This window comes from Sphingomonas sp. GW821-FHT09E03, from assembly GCF_059416225.1.
This window is the reverse complement of record NZ_JBWKOS010000002.1, coordinates 682,261-708,077: the sequence shown is the minus strand read 5'-3', so window position 1 is coordinate 708,077 and position 25,817 is coordinate 682,261. Positions and strand designations below refer to the sequence as shown.

20 protein-coding genes are annotated in these 25,817 nt (G+C 67.9%); 8 read left to right on the top strand and 12 right to left on the bottom strand.

The genetic code is table 11. The features are described from left to right. The 3 genes from AC07M8_RS07745 to AC07M8_RS07735 form a co-directional block, all read right to left on the bottom strand. Window positions 1-189, bottom strand: a 189-nt coding sequence (locus tag AC07M8_RS07745) for a hypothetical protein (RefSeq protein WP_495173760.1), incomplete at its 3' end; no start/stop codon positions are given. Window positions 190-279: 90 nt separating this feature from the next. After that, window positions 280-579, bottom strand: coding sequence for a hypothetical protein (locus tag AC07M8_RS07740; protein ID WP_267397512.1), 300 nt, complete (start codon window positions 577-579; stop codon window positions 280-282). A 34-nt stretch (window positions 580-613) separates the two neighbouring features. Continuing rightward, window positions 614-3,451, bottom strand: coding sequence for a M16 family metallopeptidase (locus AC07M8_RS07735; RefSeq protein WP_495173759.1), 2,838 nt, complete (start codon window positions 3,449-3,451; stop codon window positions 614-616). 391 nt (window positions 3,452-3,842) lie between these two features. On the opposite strand from AC07M8_RS07735, the gene clpB reads away from it, so the two are divergent. Beyond that, window positions 3,843-6,422, top strand: a complete 2,580-nt coding sequence (gene clpB, locus AC07M8_RS07730) for an ATP-dependent chaperone ClpB (RefSeq protein WP_495173758.1) — start codon at window positions 3,843-3,845, stop codon at window positions 6,420-6,422. A 61-nt stretch (window positions 6,423-6,483) separates the two neighbouring features. Here the strand turns inward: clpB and AC07M8_RS07725 are convergent, their stop codons facing one another. From AC07M8_RS07725 to xseA, 4 genes are all read right to left on the bottom strand, one after another. After that, window positions 6,484-9,408 (bottom strand): TonB-dependent receptor domain-containing protein, encoded by a 2,925-nt coding sequence (locus AC07M8_RS07725; protein WP_495173757.1) that lies wholly within the window; start codon window positions 9,406-9,408, stop codon window positions 6,484-6,486. 307 nt (window positions 9,409-9,715) lie between these two features. After that, a complete protein-coding gene (locus AC07M8_RS07720) occupies window positions 9,716-10,579 on the bottom strand; it encodes a M23 family metallopeptidase (protein ID WP_495173756.1) in 864 nt (287 codons plus the stop codon). After that, on the bottom strand, window positions 10,579-10,776 hold the full coding sequence (locus AC07M8_RS07715) for a DUF2093 domain-containing protein (protein WP_495173755.1): 198 nt from the start codon (window positions 10,774-10,776) through the stop codon (window positions 10,579-10,581). The genes AC07M8_RS07720 and AC07M8_RS07715 overlap by 1 nt, the downstream gene beginning before the upstream one ends. A gap of 12 nt (window positions 10,777-10,788) precedes the next feature. After that, on the bottom strand, window positions 10,789-12,210 hold the full coding sequence (xseA, locus tag AC07M8_RS07710) for an exodeoxyribonuclease VII large subunit (RefSeq protein WP_495173754.1): 1,422 nt from the start codon (window positions 12,208-12,210) through the stop codon (window positions 10,789-10,791). On the opposite strand from xseA, the gene purD reads away from it, so the two are divergent. The 3 genes from purD (at window position 12,209) to nhaA (ending at window position 15,816) form a co-directional block, all read left to right on the top strand. Then, entirely contained in the window at window positions 12,209-13,468 is a 1,260-nt protein-coding gene (gene purD, locus AC07M8_RS07705; protein WP_495173753.1) for a phosphoribosylamine--glycine ligase, read from the top strand. The two genes, xseA and purD, sit on opposite strands and share 2 nt — an antisense overlap. 238 nt (window positions 13,469-13,706) lie before the next feature. After that, the gene (locus AC07M8_RS07700) at window positions 13,707-14,372 is read left to right on the top strand and encodes a helix-hairpin-helix domain-containing protein (RefSeq protein WP_495173752.1); all 666 of its coding nucleotides are present in this window, start codon (window positions 13,707-13,709) and stop codon (window positions 14,370-14,372) included. A gap of 52 nt (window positions 14,373-14,424) precedes the next feature. Beyond that, window positions 14,425-15,816 carry a Na+/H+ antiporter NhaA gene (gene nhaA, locus AC07M8_RS07695; protein ID WP_495173751.1) on the top strand — a complete coding sequence of 464 codons (1,392 nt, stop codon included), beginning with the start codon at window positions 14,425-14,427 and terminating at the stop codon, window positions 15,814-15,816. 58 nt (window positions 15,817-15,874) lie between these two features. On the opposite strand, the gene AC07M8_RS07690 is transcribed toward nhaA, so the two are convergent. Next, window positions 15,875-17,176, bottom strand: a complete 1,302-nt coding sequence (locus AC07M8_RS07690; RefSeq protein WP_495173750.1) for a hemolysin family protein — start codon at window positions 17,174-17,176, stop codon at window positions 15,875-15,877. A gap of 154 nt (window positions 17,177-17,330) precedes the next feature. On the opposite strand from AC07M8_RS07690, the gene AC07M8_RS07685 reads away from it, so the two are divergent. Next, window positions 17,331-18,005 carry a YiaD family glycine zipper/OmpA-like lipoprotein gene (locus tag AC07M8_RS07685; RefSeq protein WP_495173749.1) on the top strand — a complete coding sequence of 225 codons (675 nt, stop codon included), beginning with the start codon at window positions 17,331-17,333 and terminating at the stop codon, window positions 18,003-18,005. 138 nt (window positions 18,006-18,143) lie between these two features. Here the strand turns inward: AC07M8_RS07685 and AC07M8_RS07680 are convergent, their stop codons facing one another. Next, window positions 18,144-18,572 carry a nucleoside deaminase gene (locus AC07M8_RS07680; protein WP_495173793.1) on the bottom strand — a complete coding sequence of 143 codons (429 nt, stop codon included), beginning with the start codon at window positions 18,570-18,572 and terminating at the stop codon, window positions 18,144-18,146. Window positions 18,573-18,637: 65 nt separating this feature from the next. After that, window positions 18,638-18,817 carry a hypothetical protein gene (locus tag AC07M8_RS07675; protein WP_495173748.1) on the bottom strand — a complete coding sequence of 60 codons (180 nt, stop codon included), beginning with the start codon at window positions 18,815-18,817 and terminating at the stop codon, window positions 18,638-18,640. Window positions 18,818-18,988: 171 nt separating this feature from the next. Here AC07M8_RS07675 and rpmB point away from each other — a divergent pair, with 171 nt between their 5' ends. Next, window positions 18,989-19,288 carry a 50S ribosomal protein L28 gene (rpmB, locus tag AC07M8_RS07670; protein WP_267396368.1) on the top strand — a complete coding sequence of 100 codons (300 nt, stop codon included), beginning with the start codon at window positions 18,989-18,991 and terminating at the stop codon, window positions 19,286-19,288. 218 nt (window positions 19,289-19,506) lie between these two features. On the opposite strand, the gene AC07M8_RS07665 is transcribed toward rpmB, so the two are convergent. Continuing rightward, window positions 19,507-20,508, bottom strand: a complete 1,002-nt coding sequence (locus AC07M8_RS07665; RefSeq protein ID WP_495173747.1) for an esterase-like activity of phytase family protein — start codon at window positions 20,506-20,508, stop codon at window positions 19,507-19,509. Between the two features lie 156 nt (window positions 20,509-20,664). Between AC07M8_RS07665 and AC07M8_RS07660 the strand changes: the two genes are divergently transcribed. Then, window positions 20,665-21,048: a glycine zipper 2TM domain-containing protein gene (locus AC07M8_RS07660; protein ID WP_495173746.1), complete on the top strand. Its 384-nt coding sequence runs from the start codon at window positions 20,665-20,667 to the stop codon at window positions 21,046-21,048. Between the two features lie 261 nt (window positions 21,049-21,309). Next, the gene (locus AC07M8_RS07655) at window positions 21,310-23,643 is read left to right on the top strand and encodes a TonB-dependent receptor (RefSeq protein WP_495173745.1); all 2,334 of its coding nucleotides are present in this window, start codon (window positions 21,310-21,312) and stop codon (window positions 23,641-23,643) included. 252 nt (window positions 23,644-23,895) lie between these two features. Here the strand turns inward: AC07M8_RS07655 and typA are convergent, their stop codons facing one another. Next, complete coding sequence (gene typA / locus AC07M8_RS07650) at window positions 23,896-25,737, bottom strand: translational GTPase TypA (protein ID WP_267396364.1); 1,842 nt, start codon at window positions 25,735-25,737, stop codon at window positions 23,896-23,898. Window positions 25,738-25,817: the final 80 nt, after the last annotated feature.

The window sequence follows — 25,817 nt, the reverse complement described above, 5'->3', positions numbered from 1 at the left end:
GACCGGCGGGACGGGTGCCGGCGGCGGCGGCGGTGGTGGCGGCCGGATGTCGAACAGCGCCAGCGGCGGGGCCTCGGCCACGGGCGGCGGCGGCGGCGTACGCCCCGTCAGCAGCAGCGCCGCGACGATCACATGCGCGGCGATCGTCGCCGCCAGCGCGCGCCGGTCCGGGCCCGTGCCGCGCCTCATCGCCACCGCATCGGCACAGCCGCCAACGCAAAGCGGCCCGCCTCCACCGGGGAGACGGGCCGCCTGATCATGCGCGCCGGTACTTGCCGCTCAGGCGGTACGGGTGCCGGACAGCGGGAAGCTGCCGAACGCGCCGGCGCCCACCGTGCCGGTCAGCGTGTCGCCCTCGGCGGTCACCTCGATGTCGAGCGTCATTGGCATCGGCGAGGTCATCTGCTGCTTCCAGCTGATGGTGTTGCCGCTGGCATCGCCCGAGATGTCGCTCGACCCCATCGCGCCCGACGCGGTGCCGCTGAAGCTGCCGCCGTCGGTCTGGATGGTCAGGTTCATGTTCTGGTCACCCAGCGGCGACTTCACCGTGGCGTCCCAGCTGCCGTCGATATCCGCCATGCTCACTCTCCCAATGCTCTCGTGACGAGACAAATCACTGCGCGCCGCTTCCGTTCCCGGCAACCGCCGACGCCGCGACGACCTCGACCGGCAAGCCGAGGGTGTCAAGCTGCGGCTTCACCTTGGCGGCATCGCCCACCACCACCCAGACGGACCTGGCAGGATCGAGCGCGCCCTGGATGGCGGCGTTGAGCTGCGGCAGGGTGAAGCCCTGGTAGCGCCGGGTGATCGTCGCATAATAATCATCCGGGCGATGCAGCAGGTCGTTCTGCTGCATCGCGCCCAGCACCGCCTCGGCCGTCTCGAACTGGCCGGGCAGCGCACGCACCGCGCCGTTGATCGCGCGATCGAACTCCACCTGCGTCATCGGCTGCTTGGTCAGGAAGTCGCTCATGTCGCTGCGCATCGCCGCTAGCGACGGCCCGGTCTGGTCGGCCTGCACCGGCGCGCTGATCGAATAAGGCGTCGAATAGGCCGCCACCCGGAAGCCGCCGCCGACGCCATAGGACCAATGCTTGCTCTCGCGCAGATCCATGTTGAGCCGCGACAGGAAGCTGCCGCCGAGCGCATCGTTGGCGGTGAGGATCGGCAGCAGGTCCTGCGTCCCCACCAGCCGGGTCGGAATACCGCCGACGATCAGCGACTGCGGCGAATCCGGCCGATCGATCAGCACGATACGCGCGCCCGCGGGGGTGCCGGCGGCGAAGCTCTTGGTGCCGGCAGGCCCCACCGGCATCCAGTCGCCGAACGCCGCGTCGAGCGCCGCCTTGACCTCGGCCAGCGGCCGATCGGAGGTGACGAACACCTTCGCCTTGTCGGGCCGGAACCACGCCTGCTGGAATGCGACCAGGTCGGCCCGCGTCAGCGCCGCCACCGCGCGCGGGTCGCCGCCGCCCTGTGCCTTGGCATAGGGCGAGGTCGCGCCATACAGCAGCGGCGGCATCACCCGCCCGGCGAGCCCCGCCGGGTTGGTCAGCTCCTGCTGGATGCCGGCCAGCTGCTGGTTCTTGAGCCGTGCCACCTCGGCCTCGGCAAAGGCGGGATGGCGCACCACATCGGCGAACAGGTCGAGCCCTGCGGCGAGGTTGACGCTCGGCACCTGGAACGACACGTTCGTGCGATCGGCGCTTGAGCCGCCGCCGATCTGCGCGCCGAGCCGTTCGCGCGCCTCGGCGATCGCGGTCGAGCTGCGCGTCGTCGTTCCCTCGTCGAGCATGGCCAGCGCCAGTTGCTGCGTGCCGATCTTGCCCGCGACATCGGCGGCGACGCCGGCGTCGAAGCTCAGCACCATCTGGGTGATCGGCACCGCGGTGCGCTGCGCATAGACGAGCTCGATGCCGTTGGAGAGCCGCGTCCGCTGCACCGTCGGGAAGCTCAGCCCGGCGACCTTGGCGACGGCGGGCAGCGGCCCGCGGGTGCCCTTGGCCGGCATCTCGGGCGCCGCGACCACATCCTTCTTCGCCGGCACCACCGCCTCGGCATAGGCATCGCGCGCGCCGGGCACCACGTTCAGCGTATAGGCGGGGCGCGACAGCCAATGGTCCGCCGCCGCCTTGACGCTCGCCGGGGTCTGCGCCGCCAGCGCCTGCAGCTGCTTCTTGTAGAAGCCCGGATCGTTGGAGTAGAGCGCGCCCTCGGCGAGTGCGACCGCCTTGCCGCCGAACCCGCCGACCGATTCAAGCCCCGCGATCGTGCCCGTGGCATTCACCGTCGCGACCCGCGACACCTCGTCCGCGGTGGGGCCGTTCTTGAGGAAATCGGCGACGATCTCGTCGATCCGCCGCGTCACCACCGCCGGGTCCACCCCCGGCCGCACGACCGCGCGGATCTGGAAGGTGCCGACCTGCGCGAAGCTGCTGTTGCGGGCCGAGACGTTGACCGCGAGCTTCTCCTGCTTGACCAGGATGTTGTCGAGCCGCGAGCTGTCGAGCCCGCCGAGCACCCCGGCGGCGACGTCGAGCGCCGGCGCATCCTTGTCGTTGAGCCCCGGCACCGCCCAGTTGCGGCTGATCATCACCGCGGCGACGCGGTCCTTCATCGTTTCGTTGACCGCGGTGGGCAGCGTCGGCACCGGCGCCGGCCGGGTCACGCCCTGCGGCCCGCGCGCGATGCCGCCGAAATACTTCTCCACCAGCGGCTTGGCGGTCGCGACATCGATGTCGCCGGCCAGCACCAGCACCGCATTGTTGGGTCCGTAGTGATCGTGGAACCAGCCCTTCACCGTGTCGAGGCTGGCGGCGTCGAGATCGGCCATCGAGCCGATCGTGTCATGGCCATAAGGATGATCGGCCGGGAACAGCCCCTCGGTGATCTTGTAGCGGATCAGGCCATAAGGCTGGTTGTCGCCCTGGCGCTTCTCGTTCTGGACGACGCCGCGCTGCTCGTCGAGCACCGCCTGGCTGATCGCGCCGGTGAGATAGCCCATTCGGTCGCTTTCGAGGAACAGCGCCCGGTCGATCGCCGCGGTCGGCACCGTCTCGAAATAGTTGGTGCGGTCGTAATAAGTGGTGCCGTTGAGATCGGTCGCGCCGATCGTCTTCAACGGATCGAAGAAGTCGCCCGGTGCATTCTCGCTGCCGTTGAACATCAGATGCTCGAAGAGATGCGCAAAGCCGGTCTTGCCTCTGGGCTCCGACTTGGAGCCGACGTCATACCAGACGCTCACCGCCACCACCGGCGCCTTGCGATCGGTGGTGACCACCACGCGCAACCCGTTCTTGAGCGTGAACTGCTGATAGGGGATGTCCACCGCACGGACCAGATCGGCCACCGGCGCCGGTGCGGGCACCGGGCGGGCAGTCTGCGCGGCCAGCGGCGCGGCCAGCGCCATCAGTGCGGCGCTGCCCAGCAGCGTAACCATCTTGATCGTCATGTTGTTGAATGTCCCCGAACGTGTTGGCGTCAGGCTAGCCAGCGTTTCGCAAGCTGCCAACTGCCTGCGTCGCAACATTTCACTGTCCTACAGTTTGCCACCTGTGGTTGGATCGGGCCGCGGAGGAGACATGAAAGACAAAGCGGTTACTTCCTTCCGTCAACCGGTGAACGCCGGGATCCAGCGCCACAGGCGCCGCCGTCGCGGCCCTGGATCCCGGGTCACGCCCGGGATGACGAACGGAGGATAGCCCGTGCGCAAAAGCCACGCTCGCAGCCGATGACGTACGAGAGAGCGAAACCGGTTGAGGCTCTCAACTTCCTCAACTTGTCACCCCTTGTGTTGCCTGAATATCACACCCACCTTGGCGTCAAGTAAGCAGGGATCATCCATGAACCTCGACAAATTCACCGACCGCGCCAAGGGCTTCCTGCAATCGGCGCAGACCGTCGCGATCCGCATGAACCACCAGCGCATCGCTCCCGAACATTTCCTGAAAGCCCTGCTCGAGGACGAGCAGGGCATGGCTGCGGGTCTGATCCAGGCGGCCGGCGGCGACGCCAAGCGTGCGGCCAGCGAGACCGATCTCGCGCTTGCCAAGATCCCCGCCGTGTCGGGATCGGGCGCGCAGCAGACCCCCGGCATCGACAATGATGCGGTCCGCGTGCTCGACCAGGCCGAGCAGATCGCGCAAAAGGCCGGCGACAGCTTCGTCACCGTCGAGCGTCTGCTGGTCGCGCTCGCGCTGTCGCTCAACACCGCCGCGGGCAAGGCGCTCAAGGCCGCCGGGGTCACCCCCGAGGGGCTCAACACCGCGATCAACGGCCTGCGCCAGGGCCGCACCGCCGACACCGCGGGCGCCGAGGACCGCTATGATGCGCTCAAGAAGTTCGCGCGTGACCTCACCGAGGCGGCGCGCGACGGCAAGCTTGATCCGGTGATCGGCCGCGACGAGGAGATCCGCCGCACCATCCAGATCCTCGCTCGCCGCACCAAGAACAATCCGGCGCTGATCGGCGAACCCGGCGTCGGCAAGACCGCAATTGCCGAGGGCCTGGCGCTGCGCATCGCCAATGGCGACGTGCCCGATACGCTCAAGAACCGTCGCCTGATGTCGCTCGATCTTGGCGCGCTGATCGCCGGCGCCAAATATCGTGGCGAGTTCGAGGAGCGCCTCAAGGGCGTGCTCGACGAGGTCAAGGCCGCCGACGGCGACATCATCCTGTTCATCGACGAGATGCACCAGCTGATCGGCGCCGGCAAATCCGAAGGCGCGATGGATGCCGGCAACCTGCTGAAGCCCGCGCTTGCCCGCGGCGAGCTGCATTGCGTCGGCGCGACCACGCTGGATGAATATCGCAAATATGTCGAGAAGGACCCCGCGCTCCAGCGCCGGTTCCAGCCGGTGTTCGTCGGCGAGCCGACGGTCGAGGACACGATCTCGATCCTGCGCGGGCTCAAGGAGAAATACGAGCTCCACCACGGCGTGCGCATCACCGACAGCGCGCTGGTCCAGGCCGCTACCCTGTCGAACCGCTACATCACCGACCGCTTCCTCCCCGACAAGGCGATCGACCTGATGGACGAGGCGGCGAGCCGGATCCGCATGGAGGTGGAAAGCAAGCCCGAGGAGATCGAATCGCTCGATCGCCGCATCATCCAGCTCAAGATCGAGCGCGAGGCGCTGCGCCGCGAGAGCGACGAGGCGTCACGCGACCGGCTGGAAACGCTGGAGGAGGATCTCGCCAACCTTGAGCAGCAGTCCGCCGAGCTGACCACGCGCTGGAAGGGCGAGAAGGACAAGATCGCCGGCGAATCGCGGATCAAGGAACAGCTAGAGGCCGCGCGCATCGAGCTCGACCAGGCGCAGCGCAACGGCGATCTCGCCCGCGCCGGCGAGCTGTCCTATGGCACCATCCCCCAGCTCGCCAAGCAGCTCGAGGAGGCCGCCGGCGCCACCAAGGGCGCGATGCTGCGCGAGGAGGTCACCGCCGACGACATCGCCGGCGTCGTCAGCCGCTGGACCGGCATCCCGGTCGATCGCATGCTCCAGGGCGAGCGCGAGAAACTGCTGCGGATGGAAGAGGTGATCGGCAAGCGGGTGATCGGCCAGGCCGATGCGGTCCGCGCCGTCTCCACCGCGGTGCGCCGCGCGCGCGCCGGCCTGCAGGATCCGAACCGGCCGCTCGGCTCGTTCCTGTTCCTTGGCCCGACCGGCGTCGGCAAGACCGAGCTGACCAAGGCGCTTGCCGAATTCCTGTTCGACGATCCCAGCGCGATGGTCCGCATCGACATGAGCGAGTTCATGGAGAAGCATGCCGTCGCCCGGCTGATCGGCGCTCCTCCCGGCTATGTCGGCTATGAGGAAGGCGGCGTGCTCACCGAGGCGGTGCGGCGCCGGCCGTATCAGGTGGTGCTGTTCGACGAGGTCGAGAAGGCACACGGCGACGTGTTCAACGTGCTCCTCCAGGTGCTCGACGACGGGCGGCTGACCGACGGTCAGGGCCGCACGGTGGATTTCAGCAACACGCTGATCATCCTCACCAGCAACCTTGGCAGCCAGTATCTCGCCAATGTCGCTGACGGCGACGATGTCGCGAGCGTCGAGCCGCAGGTGATGGAGATCGTCCGCGGCCATTTCCGGCCCGAGTTCCTCAATCGATTGGACGAGATCATCCTGTTCCACCGGCTGGGGCAGGCGCACATGGCGCCGATCGTCGACATCCAGGTCGGCCGCGTCGCCAAGCTGCTCGCCGATCGCAAGATCACGCTCGATCTTACCGACGCCGCGCGCGCCTGGCTCGGCCGGGTCGGCTACGACCCCGTCTACGGCGCCCGGCCGCTGCGCCGCGCGGTACAGCGCCACCTCCAGGACCCGCTCGCCGAGCTGATCCTGCGCGGCGAGGTCAAGGACGGCAGCACCGTCAAGGTCGACGAGGGCGACGGCAAGCTGGCGCTGGCGGTGGAGTGAGCACAAAAAAGGGGCGGCCTCCGCAAGGAAGCCGCCCCATCTTCTTGTCGTCTGGTCGGTCTTAGAAGTCGAGCTTCACCGACACCGCGTAGCGGCGGCCCAGCACGTCGTAGGTCGACGGATAGGTGTTGCCGCTGTTGAACGCGGTCGCACCGATGGTCGAGCCGACGATCGGCGGCTGCTTGTCGAGCAGGTTGGACACGGTCAGCACGAACTCCATGTGCTCGGTCGCCTGAATGCGGGTCGCGAGGTCGATGATGTTGTACGCCTTGATGTGCTGATACTGCGCGAGCGGCGCTGCGTCCTGAGCAACGTCGTCGGCGAGCTGCAGCGGCTCGTAGTTCACCGCGCCGACATGGCGCCACAGCAACGACAGATCGACCTTGTCGATGGTGAAGGTAGTGCGCTGGTTCCACGAGAACTTCGGCTGGATCGAGGCGCAGTTGACGCTGTAATAGCCGACGCACTCACGATCGACCGAGGTCGGGGTCGCCTGGAACTTCGAACGGTTGGTCCAGTTGCCGGTGAACGACAGATTGATGATGCCGACGCCGAGATCGCGACGGTAGTTCGCGGTCAGGTCGATACCGTCCGTCAGCAGCGTGCCGAGGTTCGACAGCGGCTCGGGCAGGCCCGGGGTGTCGGCCGAGCTGCCGCTGAGCGAACCCGTGGTCGGGTTGCGGCGGATGCCGGTGCAGGCCGGATCGGTGGCGCTGGTGGCGGTGATGTTGGCAAAGCAGGCCGCGATCACGTCGCCAGGCGTCGGCGAGCTGATCGCACCGGTCACCTTGATGTGGTAGTAATCGGCGGTGAACGACAGGCCGCGGATCCGGTCAGGCTGGATCACCGCACCAAAGGTGTAGGTACGAGCCGTCTCGACGCCGAGGTTCAGGTTGCCCGAGGTGGTGACGTTCGGCTGGTTGGCCGACGGGTTGAGGATGCTGCCGATCGACGCTGCCGGTGCGCCCTGGGCGAGGCAGACCGCGCGCAGGTTGGCGTTGGCGGTCGGCGCGGCGCCGGCGCAGGGATCGGCCGACAGGCTGTCGAGCCCGGTCACCGCCGGCGAGAACAGCTCGGAGATGTTCGGCGCACGCACGGCCTTCTGGTAGTTGCCGCGCAGCTTCAGGCCCTGGAACGGCTCCCAGCCGCCACCGGCCTTCCACGTGAAGGCGGAACCGGCGGTCGAGTAATGCGACTCGCGGGCGCCCAGCTCGAGGTTCAGGCTACGGAAGAACGGACGATCTTGAACGATCGGCACGTTGAGCTCGGCGAAGCCTTCGTACACGTCATACTTGCCGAACGTATCGGGATTGGCCGCGCCGTTGCCGAGCACTTCGCCCGGGGTCTGGTTGTAGATGTCCGAGGTCGTCGAGGCGGTGTACTTGCGATACTCGCCGCCCACCGCGAAGCTGATCGGAGCCGATGCCCAGGGGCTCGACACGCCGACGTCGCCGTTGACCTCGCCATGTACCTGACCAAGCGTCGTCTTCACCGCCGACTCGGTCTCGACGTTGATGAAGTTGATCGAATCCTGAGTCAGCGAGCCGACCCCGCCGAACAGGTTGATCGGCACGCAGCCGTTGCTCGGATCGACGCAGGTGGTGGTGTTGACCGCCTGGAGCGCCTGCTCGACCCGCGAGTTCAGGCCCTGGCCGGTCTGGCGGTTGGTGTTCTTGCTCTCACCGTAGGCGCCGTAGATGTCCCACTTGATGTTGCTGGTGATCGAGCCACGCGCACCGCCGCGGACGTTGAACAGCTCGGTGGTGTAGGTCGCATAGCGATTGCCGGCTTCGACGAAGCGGCGATAGACGCTCTCGTCCACTGTCTGATAGCCGGCCGCGGTCGGATTGGTGACGCCAGCCGCCACGGTGCAGGCTGCGGCCGAGATGCCGCCGGCGTTGCACAGCTGGGTGCGCAGCGCGTCCGACAGGAACGGGTTGCTGATCGGGATCGCATAGGTGTTGCCGAAGGTGCCCGACGGCGCGAGGATCGTGCCGACCGAGTTCTTGGACCACATGCCCTGGGTGTAGACCTCGACGTCCGGCGTCACGTCGTAATGCGCGGCACCATAGACGTTGTAGCGCTTGAACGGCGTCTGGAAGATGTTGGTCGGGGCGTAATTGTACAGGTTGTCGTAATTGCCGTCCTGAACGGCACCCGTGGTCGGATCGATCTGACCCGACAGGATCGGCCCGTCGAGGATCGCCGGCGCGGTGGTGAACGAGCCGCCGTTGCTGCCGTCGGTCTGGTCGATCGCATTGACCGAATAGGGGCGCTTGCCCTGATAGAGCGGATCGGCATGCTGGTAGCTGAAGCTCAGCACCGCGTTGCCACGATCACCGCCGAAGTTGTGACCCACGGTGATGTCGGCGCGGTAGGTATTGGCGTCGCCGCGCTCGGTGATCTGGTTGCTGACGGTCGCTTCGACGCCGCTGAAGTTCTGCTTGGTGACGAAGTTGACCACACCAGCAACCGCGTCGGCGCCGTAGGTGGTGCTGGCGCCGCCGGTCAGCACGTCGGTGCGCTCGATCAGCGCAAGCGGGATGTTGTTGAGGTCGACCGCGCCGACGAGGTCGGCCGGCACGATGCGCGCGCCGTCGATCAGCACGAGGTTACGGTTCGCGCCGAGGCCGCGCAGGTTGACGAACGACGCACCGGTGTTGCCGTTGTTCACCTGGGCGCCGATGTCCGGCACCACACCCGGGATGTCACGCAGGATTTCTTCGGCGGTGTTCGACTGGCGCAGCTCGACTTCGGAGGAGCTGATCGATGCGACCGGGCTCGACTGCACGAGATTGGGCGAGCGGATCAGCGAGCCGGTGACGATGATGTCGCCCGCGCCGGGCTTGGCAGCATCCTGCGCGGTGTCCTGGGTTGCCTCTGGCGAACCCTGGGGAGCGATCTGGGCGAAAGCAGGCGTGGTTCCGGCGACTGCACCGATCAGCAGCGTCGAGGCGAGCAGCCGCGCACGAACAGCATTCTTCATAAGCTACCAATTCCCTATACTGATCAGCCCGGTCCCTGACGTCGGTTGCTGATATGCAGCGGCGTGTAATGTTCCTTGTCGCGGCACTGCAACTTACATTCCCGTCATTTGCGCGATTCGGTCGGCATTGTTGCAAAATGACAACATGGCTGCCGCATGTATTAATTAACGACCTGGTAATTCACGCTGTCATGTCGTTGCTTAATTGGCGGATTAAACGCATCAAAATTGCCGATACTCGCTTCGGCTACGATATAGAGTGTACAGTGTTGCGACAGATGGCGTCAGCGGCAGCGCCTGGTGGGGCTCACGGCTGCGCCGTCATCGCCCCTGCTAGCAGCATCGGATCGAGCCGCTTGCCCTGCCAGCTGACGCTCCAGTGCAGGTGCGGCCCCGTCGCGCGGCCAGTCATCCCTACCGCGCCGATCGGCTGACCCTGGCGGACGTGTTCGCCGACCGCCACATCGATCCGCGACAGGTGGAGGAAGGCGCTGTTGAGGCCGAGGCCATGATCGAGCATCAGCAGGTTGCCCTCGAGCGTGAACGGATGATCCGCTGCGAGGATGACGACGCCATCGGCGGGCGCGCGGACGATGCTGCCGGCGGGCTTGGCGATGTCGGTGCCCGAATGATAGCTGCCGGGCTCACCCTTGTAGACGCGCTGCGCGCCGAACAGCCCGGAGATCCGCCCGCTTGCCGGCCAGCGGAACGGCTGGCGCCAGCCTTGTGCATCGGTCGCCAGCGCCCGCGCCGCGGCGATCGCGGCCAGTTCGGGCGGGCGCAGTCGCGCCATTTCGGGATCGGGTGCGGGAAACTTGGGCAAGGTGTCGAGTTGCTCGATCCGCCACGCGCGCGGCGCGATCGTGAGCGGCCGGGTGACGACGCGTCCATCGGCAAGCGTCGCGGCGAGTATCGCCGCAGGCTTGGCGTCACGATCGAACCCGGCGATGAAGCGCCCGCTTTCCAACCTGATCGGCTGGCCGTCGAGCGCCAGCGACACGGCGCCCGCGGGTGCGGTGCCGACGATCAGGCCGCCCTGGCTCAGCGTGCCGCTCCAGCTGAACCCATCGTCGGAAACCATGACGGCTGCCTGCTGCGCCTTGAGCGGCGCGTCTCCGACGCCCCAGCCTGCCCCCAGCAGCGCCGCGATGGTCGCCGCCAGCAGCCGCATCAGGGCCGCAGCGCCTCGCTGGCGATCTGCGCGCTGGCATAGGCCTCCTGCCGCGCCGCGCTCCAATAACGCAGGATGTCGAGCGGGATGCGCGCGCCGGTGATGGCGCAGGTGACGTGATCGCCCGGCGTCAGCACGCGAAAGCCGTTGGCCATATAGTGGAGCCGCGCGGGCCGGTCTGAATTGGAAACGAGCATGATGGGATCCGTCTAGAGCAGCGAGGGCTGGTCGGGCTTGGCGCCGGCATAGGTCTTGGCAGCGGGGCGCTCAACCTTGGGCTTGCCCCGGGGTTCGGTGTCGCCGGCGACCTCGGCATCGACGCTGCCATCCTTGAAGCGCAGCGTCACCGCGCCCGCGGCGCGCACCGCGGCGCTCGAGGACAACGTCTCGCCGCCCCCGCCCGCTGCCCGCGCCGTCACCCGCGCATAGCCGCGATCGAGCACCGCATCGGGGTTGAGCGACTGGACCAGCCGCCAGATCGCCGCCAGCCGGTCGCGATCGCGGTCGATCTGGCGCTGCAGCACCGCCGGGCGCAGCGCGCCGCCGGCGCGGTCGAGCACCCCGCGCGCCTGGGTCACCCGCCGCTCGAGCCCGCGATCGAGCCGCTGGCCGGCGTCGTCGGCCCGCTGTCGCTGGGGCCCAAGCAGGGCATCGCGCTTGGGTAGCAGCCGCGCCTGCGCCGCCAGCCGCTCGCGCCCGCGCTCGACATAGCGGCTGGCGCAGCGCTGGGTGCGCGCAGCATGGCTGGCGATCGTCAGCCTGAGGTCGGCGAGCACCGGCACCGCGAGCTCGGCCGCCGCGGTGGGCGTCGGCGCGCGCAGGTCGGCGGCGAAGTCGCACAGGGTGGTGTCGGTCTCATGCCCGACCGCCGAGATGATCGGGATCGAGCAGCCGGCAACCGCGCGCACCACCGCCTCCTCGTTGAACGCCCACAGATCCTCGATCGAGCCGCCGCCGCGCGCGACGATGACGAGGTCGGGGCGCGGCACCGGACCGTCGGCTGGGATCGCATCGAAGCCGCGGATCGCCGCCGCGATCTCCTCGGCCGCGCCCTGCCCCTGCACCTTGACCGGCCAGACGATCACATGGCTGGGGCAGCGGTCCTCAAGCCGGTGAAGGATGTCGCGGATCACCGCGCCGGTCGGGGAGGTGACGACGCCGATGGTGCGCGGCAGATAGGGCAAGCGCTGCTTGCGCGCTGAATCGAACAGCCCCTCGCCGGCAAGTTGCGCCTTCAGTTTCTCGAACAGCGCCATCAGCGCGCCGGCGCCGGCGAGTTCCATCCGCTCGATGATCACCTGATATTTGGAGCGGCCCGGATAAGTGGTGAGCTTGCCGGTGGCGATCACCTCGATGCCGTCCTGCGCCGCGAACGGCAGCGCACTGGCCTGGCCCTTCCACATCACCCCGTCGATCACCGCCTGATCATCCTTGAGGCAGAGATAGACGTGGCCCGACGTCGCCCGCTTGTAGCCCGATATCTCGCCGCGCAGGCGGACATGGCCGAACTCGCCCTCCACCATCCGCTTGAGCTTGAAGCTGAGTTCCCCCACCGACAGCGCGAGTGCGTTGTCGCCGGGGCGCTGCTCGGCTACCAGCCGGCTGCTTTCATCGAATGGGGAATCGGGCATGAACGTCCTGCTGCTGGGCTCAGGCGGCCGCGAGCACGCGCTCGCGTGGAAACTGGCACAATCTGAGAGCCTCGATACGCTCTATGCGGCGCCAGGCAACCCCGGCATCGCCGCCTGCGCGACCTGTGTGGTGCTCGACGCCACCGATCATGCCGCGGTGATCGCCTTCGCGCGCGTCGCCGGCATCGGCCTGGTCGTGATCGGGCCCGAGGCGCCGCTGGTCGACGGCCTCGGCGACGCGCTGCGCGCCGCCGGCATCCCGGTGTTCGGCCCCAACCAGGCCGCCGCGCAGCTCGAAGGCTCGAAGGGCTTCACCAAGGATCTGTGCCGCCGCGCCGATATCCCCACCGCCGGTTATGTCCGGGTCGGCTCGCGCGCCGAGGCTGAAGCCGCGCTCGCGGCGACCTTCGGCTATCCGGTGGTGATCAAGGCCGATGGCCTTGCCGCCGGCAAGGGCGTGGTGATCGCGTTCAGCGCCGCCGAGGCCGCTGCCGCGTTCGACGCGATGTTCGCCGGCGGCGACGCGCCGGTGGTGCTCGAAGAATTCCTCGAGGGCGAGGAAGCGAGCCTGTTCGTGCTCACCGACGGCACTGCGCTGATGCCGTTCGGCAGCGCCCAGGATCACAAGCGCGTCGGCGAGGGCGATACCGGCCCCAACACCGGCGGCATGGGCGCCTACAGCCCTGCCCCGGTGCTCACCGCCGAGCTGGAGCAGCGCGCGATTGACGAGATCGTCGCGCCGACGGTGAAGGCGATGGCCGAGGACGGCATTCCCTTCAGCGGCGTGCTCTACGCCGGGCTGATGCTCACCACGCAAGGGCCCAAGCTGATCGAATATAACGCCCGCTTCGGCGACCCCGAATGCCAGGTGCTGATGATGCGCTACCAGGGCGATCTCGCTGCGCTGCTGCTCGCCGTCGCCGAGGGCCGCCTGGGCGACCAGCCGCCCGCCAGCTTCTCGCCCGAGACGGCGATGACGGTGGTGATGGCCGCCAACGGCTATCCCGGCACGCCACAGGTCGGCGGCGCGATCCGCGGCGTCGCGGCGGCGGAAGCCGCCGGGGCGGTCGTATTCCAGGCCGGCACCCGCCAGCAGGGCAGCAGCCTGGTCGCCGCCGGCGGCCGGGTGCTCGCCGTCACCGCGCTCGGCGCCGACATCCGCACCGCGCGCACCATCGCCTATCGCGGCGTCGATGCCATCGACTTCCCCACCGGCTTCTGCCGCCGCGATATCGGCTGGCGCGAACTGGCGCGATGACGGTCCCGTCCGCGGGAGGGTCAGTCGCCATTGCCGTCACCCCAGCGGAAGCCGGGGTCTTTAGCGGCTTCCGCCCCACCCTCCCCATGCAGATCCCAGCTTTCGCTGGGATCACGGTGGAGCGCCCGTAGTGCCAGCAATCTCCGCAACTTACCGCTGTCGAGATCGCTGGCCCCATGCCGCCGCGGCGGGCGATTAGCCCTCGCGGAACAGGGCGCGCATCGCTAGGGTCACAGCCATGAACGATAGCAGTGCCGTCACGTCCGCCCCGGGGGCCAGCCTGTTGCCGGGTACCACCGGCACCTTCACGGCCCTGCACCTCGCGGTGGTCGCGATCTTTGCGCTGCTGGTCGTGATCGCGATCATCTGGGGCGTGCGGCTGAAGAGCCAGCGCCGGCAGGCCGATCGCGAGCTGCACGAGCATAACGCGCTCGTCGAGGACCGCGCCACCCCGACGGCCCCTGTTGCCACCCCGACGGCTTCCGTTGCCGCGCCACCGGCTTCCGCGACGCCGGCGGTGGCACTGGACGACGAGATGTCTGCGCCAGGACGTATCGCCGACGCGCCAATCGCTGCCGCCGCGCCGCTGGCAGCGAGCCCCGCCGCCGAGGCATCGAGCGCGCCGGTCATGGCCCCACCTGCGGCGGCGGCCGCACCGGCCGCGGCGGATGCCCCCGTCACCCAGCTGAAAGGCCTCGGCCCCAAGGTTGCCGCCCGGCTTGGCGAGCTCGGCATCACCAGCGTCGGCCAGCTTGCCGCGCTCGGCGCCGGCGAAGCGGCCGATCTCGATGCCCGGCTCGGCGCCTTCCAGGGGCGGATGGGCCGCGATCGCTGGATCGAGCAGGCCCGCTTCCTCGCCGCGGGCGACCGCGCCGGCTTTGAAGCGGTGTTCGGCAAGCTCTGATCCCCCGCGCCGCCGCGGGAACCAAAGCTCGCGCTCGCGCCTTGCCCCCGGCATGGGTTTATCGCCACGCCGCACCGGCGCCACCGCCGCGCGCGCGCGCCATTCGCCCGCCGCCGCTGCGTTTCTCGACCGGATCGAGCCGTTCTTTGCCGGTAGCGACGTCTCGGGCGGGCCGCTGCTGCTCGCGACCGTGATCGCGCTGGTCGCGACCAACATCGGCCTTGCCCATGTGTACGAACGCTTCTGGGATACGCCCTTCACGCTGTCGTTCGGCGCTTGGCGGCTCAGCCACAGCCTCGCCGAGTGGATTGACCACGCGCTGCTGCCGTTGTTCTTCATCATCATCGGCGCCGACGTAAAACGCGAGATCGTCCGCGGCGAGCTGTCGCAATGGCGCACCGCCGCCTTCCCGGTGGCCGGCGCGATCGGCGGCATGATCGTGCCGGTCGCGCTGTTCCTGCTGATCAATCATGCCTCCGCCGACAAGGCCGGCTGGGGCACCGTGGTGACCATGGACACCGCCTTCGGCCTCGCCGCGATCGGGCTGTTCGCCACCCGCCTGCCGCCGGGCGTGCGCGCATTGTTCCTCGCCTTCGCCGCGATCGACGACATCGGCGGCCTGCTGGTGATCGCGATCGCCTATACCGAGACGATCCATGTCACCGGGCTGGTGATCGCCGGCGTTGCGCTGCTCGCGATGATCGGCCTGCGCCGCTTGCGCTGGGTCGCCTCGCTGCCGTTTGTGCTGCTCGCGCTGGTGGTATGGGGCGGGATCTTCGCCGCTGGCGTCCATGCCACCATCGCCGGGGTGCTGATCGGCCTGCTGGTGCCGGTGACGCCGCGGCTCGAGCGCGGCACCTTTGCCGACGAGATCCAGCACCGCGTCGACCAGTTCCAGGAAGCGCACCGTGCAGCCGACGATGCCGATGACAAAGGCGTCGCCGAACAGGCCGAGGAACGCGCCGAGCATCGGCTCGGCTTCCTCCACGAGATGACCGCCGCGACCAGCGAGACCAGTGAACGCGTGATCGTGCTGCTGACGCCGTGGATCAGCTATGTGGTGCTGCCGCTGTTCGCGCTGTCGAACGTCCGCATCCACTTCTCCGCGCCGCTGCTCGCCGCGGCGATGAGTTCGACCCTGGTGCTCGGCGTCGTCGCTGGCTTGGTGATCGGCAAGCCGTTGGGCTTCCTGTCCTTCTCCTGGGCGGCAACCCGGCTCGGCGCCGCGAGCCTGCCCGATCGCGTCACTTGGGCGATGATCGGCGCGATCGGTGCGCTGGCGGGGATCGGCTTTACCGTCTCGCTGTTCATCGCCGGCCTCGCCTTCCCGGATGCGGCCAAGCGTGAGGAAGCCTCATTGGGCGTGCTGCTCGCCTCGATCATCGCCGGGCTGATCGGCTATTGGCTGCTGAGGCGCAGCGCGCCGCAGGCAACCGACGGCTAACGCGTCCGTCATCCTCAACGCGTTCGGCATGACACGGATAGTTAAAGGCGCCACCCGCTCACGCCGCGCTCACCAGCAATTTGTCGATCCGCCGGCCGTCGAGGTCCACCACCTCGAACCGCCAGCCCTGCTCCTCGAAGCTCTCGCCCTCGGCGGGCAGATGCCGGAATGCCGCCAGCGCCAGTCCTGCCACCGTCGCATAATCGCGATCCTCGGGCAGCTCTATCCCCAGCCGCTCGGCCAGTGAATCGGCGGCCATCGCGCCGGCGACCAGCAGCGAGCCGTCATCGCGCTCGACCACGTCGGGCGCCTCGTCCGGATCGACGTCCGAGGCGAACTCGCCGGCGATTGCCGCGAGCAGGTCGGCCGGAGTCACGATCCCCTCGAAATGGCCATATTCATCGTGGATCAGCGCCATCGGCACCTCGGCCTGGCGCAGTGCCATCAGCGCGTCCATCGCATCGATCTGGTCGATCACCACCGGCGCCTTGCGCATCAGCACCCGCAGGTCGAGCGGCTCGCCGCGAAACAGCGCGCCGGCGATGTCGCGCGCCTGGACCACGCCGACCACCGCATCGATCGAGCCGTCGCCGACGGGCAGGCGGGTGTGCGGCGTGCTCAGCAACTTGTCGCGGATCCCCGCCGAGTCGAGCGCGCAATCGAGCCAATCGACCTCGGTGCGCGGCGTCATCACCTCGCGCACCGGCCGGTCGGCGAGCCGCACCACGCCCGAGATGATCGTCCGCTCATGCTCCTCGATCACGCCCGACTTGGAGGCTTCGGCGACGATCAGGTGCAGCTCTTCCGCCGTCACCTGGTCTTCCGATTCGCGCTTTAGCCCGATCAGGCGGAAGATGAGGCTGCTCGATTGATCGAGCAGCCAGCCGAGCGGCGCGGTCGCGACCGCGATATAGCGCATCGGGATCGCCACCGTCGCGGCGATCGCCTCGGGGCTGCGCAGCGCGAACTGCTTCGGCACGAGCTCGCCGATGATCAGCGAGAAATAGGTGGTGATGCCGATCACCAGCGCAAAGCCCGCGCTTTCGGCAGTGTGCGGTGCCAGCCCCAGCGCCTGCAGCCGCGCCGCGGTCGGCGTGCCGAGGCTCGCGCCCGAATAGGCGCCCGCGAGGATGCCGATCAGGGTGATGCCGATCTGCACGGTGGAGAGGAACTTGCCCGGGTCTGACGCCAGCGTCACCGCCGCCACCGCGCCCTTGCGCCCCGAACGCGCCATCGCCTCCAGCCGCGCCTTGCGCGACGAGACGATCGCCAGCTCACTCATCGCGAACACGCCGTTCAAGGCGATCAGCGCGAGGATGATGAGGACATCGATCCAGGGGAAGGGAGGCAGTTGCGCCATCGGTTCGCCCCTCCTTTGCCGGTTTAATCCGGCGCCGACAATGGCCGACGTGCAGGCATCGTGTCGCGCCGCGTCAGTCAGCGTTCAGATCGCAAGCGGAACAAGCCGTCGAAGACCCGGGTTTACCTGGGCAACGGTTCACGAAAGGGACGCCATGAAAACCAAGTTGCTCGCCGCCGCCGCGCTCGCCGCGCTGGTCACCACCAGCGCCTGCACCACCGATCCCGAGACCGGGCAGCGCCACATCAACAAGGCGGCGCTCGGCGGTATCGGCGGCGCGCTGGGCGGCTATCTCGTCGGCGATCTGGTTGGCGGCCGCCACGATCGCACCGCGAAGATCCTCGGCGCCGGGATCGGCGGCCTCGCCGGCGCGGGGATCGGCGCGTACATGGACAAGCAGGAACGCGAGCTGCGCGCCCGCACCGCCGGCACCGACGTGCAGGTGACGCGCGAGGGCGACAATCTGCTACTCAACATCCCGTCGGGGATCACCTTTGCCTATAATAGCGCCGACGTGCAGCCGCAGTTCCAGCAGACGTTGAACCAGGTCGCCGATACGCTGTCGCAGTATAACCAGACCTATATCGATGTGTACGGTCACACCGATTCGACCGGGTCGGACGCGTACAACCAGACGCTGTCGGAGCGCCGCGCGGTCGCCGTTGCCGACTACCTCAGCAGCCGTGGCGTCCAGAAGGCCCGGATCGGCACGCGCGGCTTCGGCGAAACCCAGCCGATCGCCTCCAACGACACCGACGAGGGCCGCGCCGCCAACCGCCGCGTCGAGATCAAGATCGTGCCGATCAGCCAGAGCGACCTGCGCCAGTAAAGGCGAACCGCGGACGCTCGCCTCGTTACATCCACCGTCCCCCCAGCGAAAGCTGGGGTGTTCGGCGGCTCTCTTCCGGCGCGTGCGGTTTGACCAGCGCCCGCTGGCGTGACGGACGATGGTTGCGGCTGGCCCCGCTCACCGCCGCGCTTGGAAGAATCCTCGCAACAGGCCGGCCGCCTCGTCCTCGCCGATTCCGGGATAAACCTCGGGCCGATGGTGGCAGGTCGGTTGCGAGAACAGCCGCGGTCCATGTTCCACCGCGCCACCCTTGGGGTCCGCGGCCGCATAATAGAGCCGCCCGATCCGGGCATGCGCGATCGCGCCCGCGCACATCGCGCAGGGCTCCAGCGTCACCCACAGATCGGCCTCTTCCAGCCGCTCGCGCCCCAGCTGCGCCGCCGCCTCGCGGATCACCCGCATCTCGGCGTGCGCGGTCGGGTCATGCAGGGTCCGAGGCGAGTTCGCCGCAACCGCGATCAGCTCCCCCCGCCATGTCAGCGCCGCGCCGACCGGCACCTCCCCGGCGGCGGCAGCGGCGCGCGCGGCATCGAGCGCGGCGCGCATCGGGACAGGCAAGGGAAACATCGCCCCTGCCTGCCCCACCGGCTCCCGTGCGTCCAGCACGTCGCTTACTGGCTGTTCCCCGGCTTCTCGACGTTCACCGTCGGCACCGCCACCGTCTTGTTCTCGGTGCCCAGCGTCACCTTGCCGACATCCGCCTTGAACGCGGGCGCCTGGACCATGCCGGGCCGCGTCTGGTCGATATTGATGAAGCCGAAGTACATCAGCGCGACCACGATCAAGGCCACGATTCCAATCAACACGAGCAACGAGCGCATCCAGTTTCCCCTTCCTTGGAATGATTCACTGGCGTAACAACGTCGCGCTGCCTCAGGGGTTGCACCGGCGAGCGGTTGACGGACCGGCCGCCACGCGTTATCCGCGCCCACTTTCCGGGCAACCGAATTCAGGAATTACACATGTCGCGCATTTGCGAGCTGACCGGCAAGGGCCGGCAGGTGGGCAACAACGTTTCCCACGCCAACAACAAGACCAAGCGTACCTTTCTGCCGAACCTGCAGAACGTCACGCTGATGTCCGATTCGCTCGAGCAGAGCGTCCGTCTTCGCGTCTCGACCCACGGCCTGCGCTCGGTTGAGCACAATGGCGGTCTCGACAATTGGCTGGTCAAGACCAGCGACGACAAGCTGTCGCTGCGCTGCCGCCGCCTCAAGCGCACCATCGTCAAGAAGCTCAGCGCCGCCACCGCGGCGGCCTGATCTTCCCACGACAGGTTGCCTGCAGACCCGCCGCTCACCCCGAGCGGCGGGCTTGAGGCGTTTTGGACGGCGTGCCCGTCTCCACGCGTCATCCTGAACTCGTTTCAGGATCCATGACCCATGGCAGTCCGCAAGCATCCGGGTCGTGCAGGCCGTGCAGGCCGAACCAGGTTCAGCATGACAGAGGGAAGATGGCCGCCGCCGTCCCCGGCTCTTCGTTAGAGATCCAACCGGAACTTCAGCAGCAACGTCCGCTGCATCATCGACTGGTTGTCGTCCGACACCAGCCACACGATTGTCTTGCCGCCTTCGCTCGTCGTCGCCACGCCTTCGAAATTGTCGTGGATCAGCGGTGCCGCCAGCACCGCGAGCAACCGTCCTCGCGCGACCCCGCCGGCACGCACGTCCGCAGCTCGCACCAGCGACAGCCGGTTGGCGAATCGGTACGGCAGGCTGAACGCACGATCGAGCACCAGCAGGTCGCCATTGGGCAGCGCGGTCGCATCTGACGGATCGTACCGGCCGACCGGTTCATAGGCGAAGCGCGTCGGCGCCGGTGCCTCGATCGGATCGCCGGCGAAGATCAGCCCCTCGCGGGTGTGCAGCCGCTCCTCTTCCCCGCCCCGCCACTGCTGGCGCGATATGTGGCGCTGCTCGCTGATCGTCACGAACCGCCCGTCGGGCAGCCGCGCGAGTGATTCGGGGCCACCGTTCACCGGCCAGCGCGCCATGGCCGGCGGCGCGAGCTGCGCCTCGGCGCGCGCGAAGCCCGGGGCATAGCGCCAGATTGCGTTGTAATTCTCATAGCCCACCCAGATCCGGCCGGTCGCCGGGTCCAGCGCCATCGATTCGGTGTCACGGTCGCGCTTTTCCCAGCCGATCCCCGGCCCCGCCGGCAGGTTGACGAAGCGCAACCCGCGCAGCGTCCAGTCCGCGCCCATCCGGAAGCTGACGACATTGCCGCCATCGCTCAGCAACGTGAAGGTGTCGCCCACCACGGTCAGCGACGAATAGCCGCCGAACGCGGGATCGCGGCTGCGCAGCCGCACGCCACCGAGGAAGGTCAGCGCCCCCACCTTGTTGTGGTCAGGGTCGCGCGGATCGAGCGCGACCGGCGTCGCGATCAGTTGCGCATTATTGCCCAGCAAGGCCAGCCGCTGTTCGCCACTCCAGCCGGGCACGACCAGCAGCACGGCCAGGATCACGAAGATGATGCGCACAGGCCCTCATAGGCGCCAACCGCTGCAGCGGAAGCCTGAACAGGGGATAACGGCGGCATTCAGGCTTGGCTCAACGCGAATCAGGCAAACCTCCTTTATCGAGACGGCCATCAGTCCCCCCGGGGCTCCGCCGCGATGGATTACGGGAGACGCACGATGTTCAAGACCCTCAGCCTCGCCGGTGCCGCGCTCGCGATGACCGCCGCCGCGCTGGTGCCTGCCGCGCCAGCGATGGCGCAGGGCCGCTATTATCAGGACGATCGCGGCGGCTATGACCGCGGCGGTTACGGCCGCGGCTATGACGATCGCGGCTATCGCGGCCGCGGCTATGATCGTGGCTACGACCGTCGTTATGATCGCGGCCGCGAGCGGTGCAGCAACGGCACTGGCGGCACCATCATCGGTGCGATCGCCGGCGGCCTGCTCGGCCGCACCGTCGACACTCGCGGTGATCGCGCGCTCGGCACCGTGCTCGGCGCCGGCGCCGGTGCGCTCGCCGGCCGCGAAATCGATCGCTCGGGCCGTCGCGGCTGCCGCTGACCCTGATCCCACGGTTACTGCCTCGCAGGGGCAGTGCATGACCCTCGCGTAGCGTAACGAGGGCGGGGCGTCGGTTCGCAAGAGCCGGCGCCCCCTGTTCGTTTGAACGGCAACCATCTGGAACGACGCTGTAACAAACCGTCGCCGTGTTCATCATGCCGACACAATCCGGCTCTAGCTCCCACCCTGCCGGGGGGCGGACGACGGCAGGGACATATCCCGCGGTGCGCGCCCCTCGATGATCCATCAGGGGAAATTTTTGTGACCGCTTACCGTTGCCTCAAGACCGTGCTGCTGCTCGGCGTCGCCAGCCTCGCCGCCACTGGCACCGCGACCGCGCAGACCGCCAACGAGCCTGCCGGCGCCGCCCAGGGCCAGGAGGCCACCACCACCGACAGCAGCGCGCTTGGCGACATCGTCGTCACCGCCGAGCGCCGCTCGGAGAATTTGCAGCACGTGCCGGTGTCGGTCGCCGTGGTCGGCGGCGCCGACCTGCGCGACTTCCAGGCGGGCGGCGAGGACATTCTGACGCTCGCGGGTCGCGTTCCCGGCCTTTATGCCGAAACCACCACCGGCCGCATCTTCCCGCGCTTCTACATCCGCGGCCTCGGCAACATTGATTTCTACCTCGGCGCCTCGCAGCCGGTGTCGATCATCCAAGACGATGTCGTCCTCGAGCATGTCGTGCTCAAGTCCAACCCGGTGTTCGACGTCAATCAGGTCGAGGTGCTGCGCGGGCCGCAGGGCTCGCTGTTCGGCCGCAACACCACCGCGGGCATCATCAAGTTCGACACCATCCGCCCGAGCCAGACCTTCGAGGGTCGCGGCTCGGCGAGCTACGGCAGCTACAATACGGTGACGGCCGATGCCGGCGTCGGCGGCCCGATCATCGCCGACAAGCTCGCCTTCCGCCTGTCGGGCCTCTACCAGCACCGCGACGACTGGGTCGACAACCGCTTCGCCGGCACCGGGCCTGACGGCACCACCGGCGGCAAGGATGCGCTCGGCGGGTTCGACGAGAAGGACGTCCGCCTCCAGCTGCTCCTCACCCCTGCCGATGGCGTGTCGGTCAACTTCTCGGGCCACGCCCGCGATTACAAGGGCACCTCGACCATCTTCCATCGCGGCGCGCTGCGCCCGGGCTCGAACAACATCGATGCCGAGCCGCGCGATTCGGTGTCGCTCGACGAGGGTGCCGGCAACGATCAGGCGTATAAGACCTATGGCGGCTCGGTGAACGCCGCGTTTGAGATGGGCCCGGTCACCCTCACCTCGATCACCGCATACGAGACCACCTCGGGCTATAGCCGCGGCGATACCGATGGCGGCGCCGCGGTGAACTATCCGGGCAACGGCACCCCCGGCCAGAGCCAGGGCAGGATCCGTGATCTCGACCAGTGGACCCAGGAACTGCGCCTCGCCAGCAACGGTGACGGCGCGTTCAAGTGGCAGATCGGCGGCTTTTATTTCGACAGCCGCGACGTCACCGAGTTCGACCAGCGCGCCTCGCTGCTGCTGCCGACCAACGCCGCCTACAATGCCCGCAACTTCGTTCAGCTGCATGACGTCAACACCTCCTGGGCGGTTTTCGGCCAGGCGAGCTACCGGATCGGCAAGCTCACCCTCACCGCCGGCGGCCGCTATACCGAGGACGACAAGCACACCACGCTGATCACGCCGGCCTATACGCTGGCCGGCGCGGTCAACTTCCCCGCGACCGCCCCGCGCGACGTTCGCCTCAAGGGCAAGGAGCCGAGCTTCGACGTCTCGGCGCTGTACGAGATCACCCCCGAGTTCAGCCTGTACGGCCGCGTCGCGCGCGGCTTCCGCGGGCCGACCATCCAGGGTCGCTCGGCGGTGTTCGGCTCGGCCTTCACCACCGCCGATTCCGAGACGATCATGTCGTACGAGGCGGGGTTCAAGTCGCAGCCGTTCAGCAACCTGCGCTTCAACGCCACCGGGTTCACCTATCGGGTCAACGACATCCAGCTCAACGGCAACGACGCCAACGGCAACGGCACGCTGTTCAACGCCGATCACGCCAATGCCTATGGCCTGGAAGCCGAGCTCGAGTGGCGGCCGATCCAGAACATCACCTTCAGCCTCGGCGGCAGTGCGCTGCACACCGAGATCAAGGACAAGAACGTCTATGCGCAGGTCTGCGCGATCGGCGCGCGGGTGACGTGCACGGTGCTCGACCCGACGATCGTGCGCCCGCTGTTCGGCACGCCGACCACCTTTGCCCAGATCGACGGCAATCCGCTGCCCAACGCGCCCGAGTGGCAGCTCGATGCCGCGGTTCGGTATGACATTCCGCTGTGGAACAACGGCAACCTGTTCCTGTCCACCGACTGGAACGTCCAGGGCTACACCAATCTGGTGCTCTACAAGACGAAGGAGTTCTACGCGAACGGCAACCTCGAGGGCGGCCTCAAGGTCGGCTACACCACGCCGGATCGCAATTACGAGATCGCCGCCTTCGCTCGCAACATCACCGCGGAGAAGAACCTCAAGGGCGTGATCGAGAATTTCAACGCCGCGGTGTTCAACGAACCGCGCGTGATCGGCATCTCACTCAGCGGCAAGTTCCACTGATCGGACGCGGCCGACCGCGGAACGTCGAGGCCGGGTGGCGACACCCGGCCGTTTTTTTGTGGGCAATGCACGCTGCCCCGCCCCTCGTCCGTCATCCTAGCGCACGCTGGGATCTCTGGCGGCTCTTGCCCCGACAACCACGAGACCCCAGCATGCGCTCGGGTGACGCGTTTTGCGACCAGGTAAGCGACACAACGAAAAAGGGGCCAGGTGTCGCCACCCAGCCCCCCCGTCAAACCCAAGCCCGAAAGCTTACGCCGCCTTCGCCCGGCTCGCGCGCTTGCGCTCGTTCGGGTCGAGGTAGCGCTTGCGCAGCCGGATGTTCTTCGGCGTCACTTCCACCATCTCGTCGTCGTCGATGTAGGCGATCGCCTGCTCTAGCGTCATCTTCTTCGGCGGGGTGAGGCGGATCGCATCGTCCTTGCCGCCCGACGCACGGAAGTTGGTCAGCTGCTTGGACTTCATCGGGTTGACCTCGAGGTCATCCGTCTTGGCGTTCTCGCCGATGATCATGCCCTCGTACAGCGCCTCGCCATGGCCGACGAACAGCACGCCGCGCTCCTCGAGCGGCCCCAGCGCATAGCCCTGTGCCTCGCCGGCGCCGTTCGAGATCAGCACGCCGTTCTTGCGGCCTTCGATCGCGCCCTTGTGCGGGCCGTACTTCTCGAACAGCCGGTTCATGATGCCGGTACCGCGGGTGTCCGACAGGAACTCGCCGTGATAGCCAATCATGCCGCGCGACGGCGCGGAGAAGGTGATGCGGGTCTTGCCGCCGGTCGATGGCCGCATGTCGGTCATCTCCGCCTTGCGCAGGTTCATCTTCTCGACGACCGTGCCCGAATGCTCGTCGTCGACGTCGATGATCACGGTCTCGTACGGCTCGGTCTTCTTGCCGTCCTCGTCCTCGCCGAACAGCACGCGCGGGCGGCTGATGCCGAGCTCGAAGCCCTCGCGGCGCATCGTCTCGATCAGCACACCGAGCTGGAGCTCGCCGCGGCCGGCGACTTCATAGCTGTCGCGGTCGGCGGCCTCGGTCACCTTGACGGCGACGTTGGACTCGGCCTCGCGGAACAGGCGGTCGCGGATCATGCGGCTGGTCACCTTGGTGCCCTCGCGGCCCGCCATCGGCGAATCGTTCACCGCAAAGCGCATCGACAGCGTCGGCGGATCGATCGGCTGGGCATGCAGCGGCTCGCTGACGGTGACGTCGGCGATGGTGTTCGCCACCGTCGCCACCGACAAGCCGGCGAGGCTGATGATGTCGCCTGCCTTGGCTTCTTCCACCGGCACGCGATCGAGGCCGCGGAACGACATGATCTTGGAGGCGCGGCCGGTCTCGACGATGTTGCCGTCGTTATCGAGCGCGTGGATCGGCTGGTTGAGCTTCACCGTGCCCGAATTGACGCGGCCGGTCAGCACGCGGCCGAGGAAGTTGTCGCGGTCGAGCAGCGTGACGAGGAAGGTGAACGGCACGTCCTCCACTTCCACCTTGGGGGCGGGCACGTGCTTCACGATCGTCTCGAACATCGGGATCAGCGTGCCTTCGCGCGCGTCCATGTCGGTCGAGGCATAGCCGTTGCGGCCGCTCGCGTAGAGCACCGGGAAATCGAGCTGCTCGTCGTTGGCGTCGAGGCTCACGAACAGGTCGAACACCTCGTCGAGCACTTCCTGGATGCGCGCGTCGGAGCGATCGACCTTGTTGACGACGACGATTGGCTTGAGCCCGAGCGCCAGCGCCTTGCCGGTGACGAACTTGGTCTGCGGCATCGCGCCTTCCGAGGAATCGACCAGCAGGACGACGCCGTCGACCATCGACAGGATGCGCTCCACCTCGCCGCCGAAGTCGGCGTGGCCGGGGGTGTCGACGATGTTGATGCGGATGCTCTCGTCGCTGCCCGGGGGAGTCCAGTCGACCGAGGTCGGCTTGGCGAGAATGGTGATCCCGCGCTCCTTTTCGAGGTCGTTCGAGTCCATCGCACGCTCTTCGATGCGCTGGTTGTCGCGGAAAGTCCCGGACTGACGGAAGAGCTGGTCGACGAGCGTGGTCTTGCCGTGGTCGACGTGCGCGATGATCGCCACGTTGCGGAGGCTCATGGGAATTCCTGATCTGAAAGAGATTGCGCGCGCCCCTAGCGCATTTTTGCAGGCGCGAAAAGCCACCCGTCGCCGTGAAG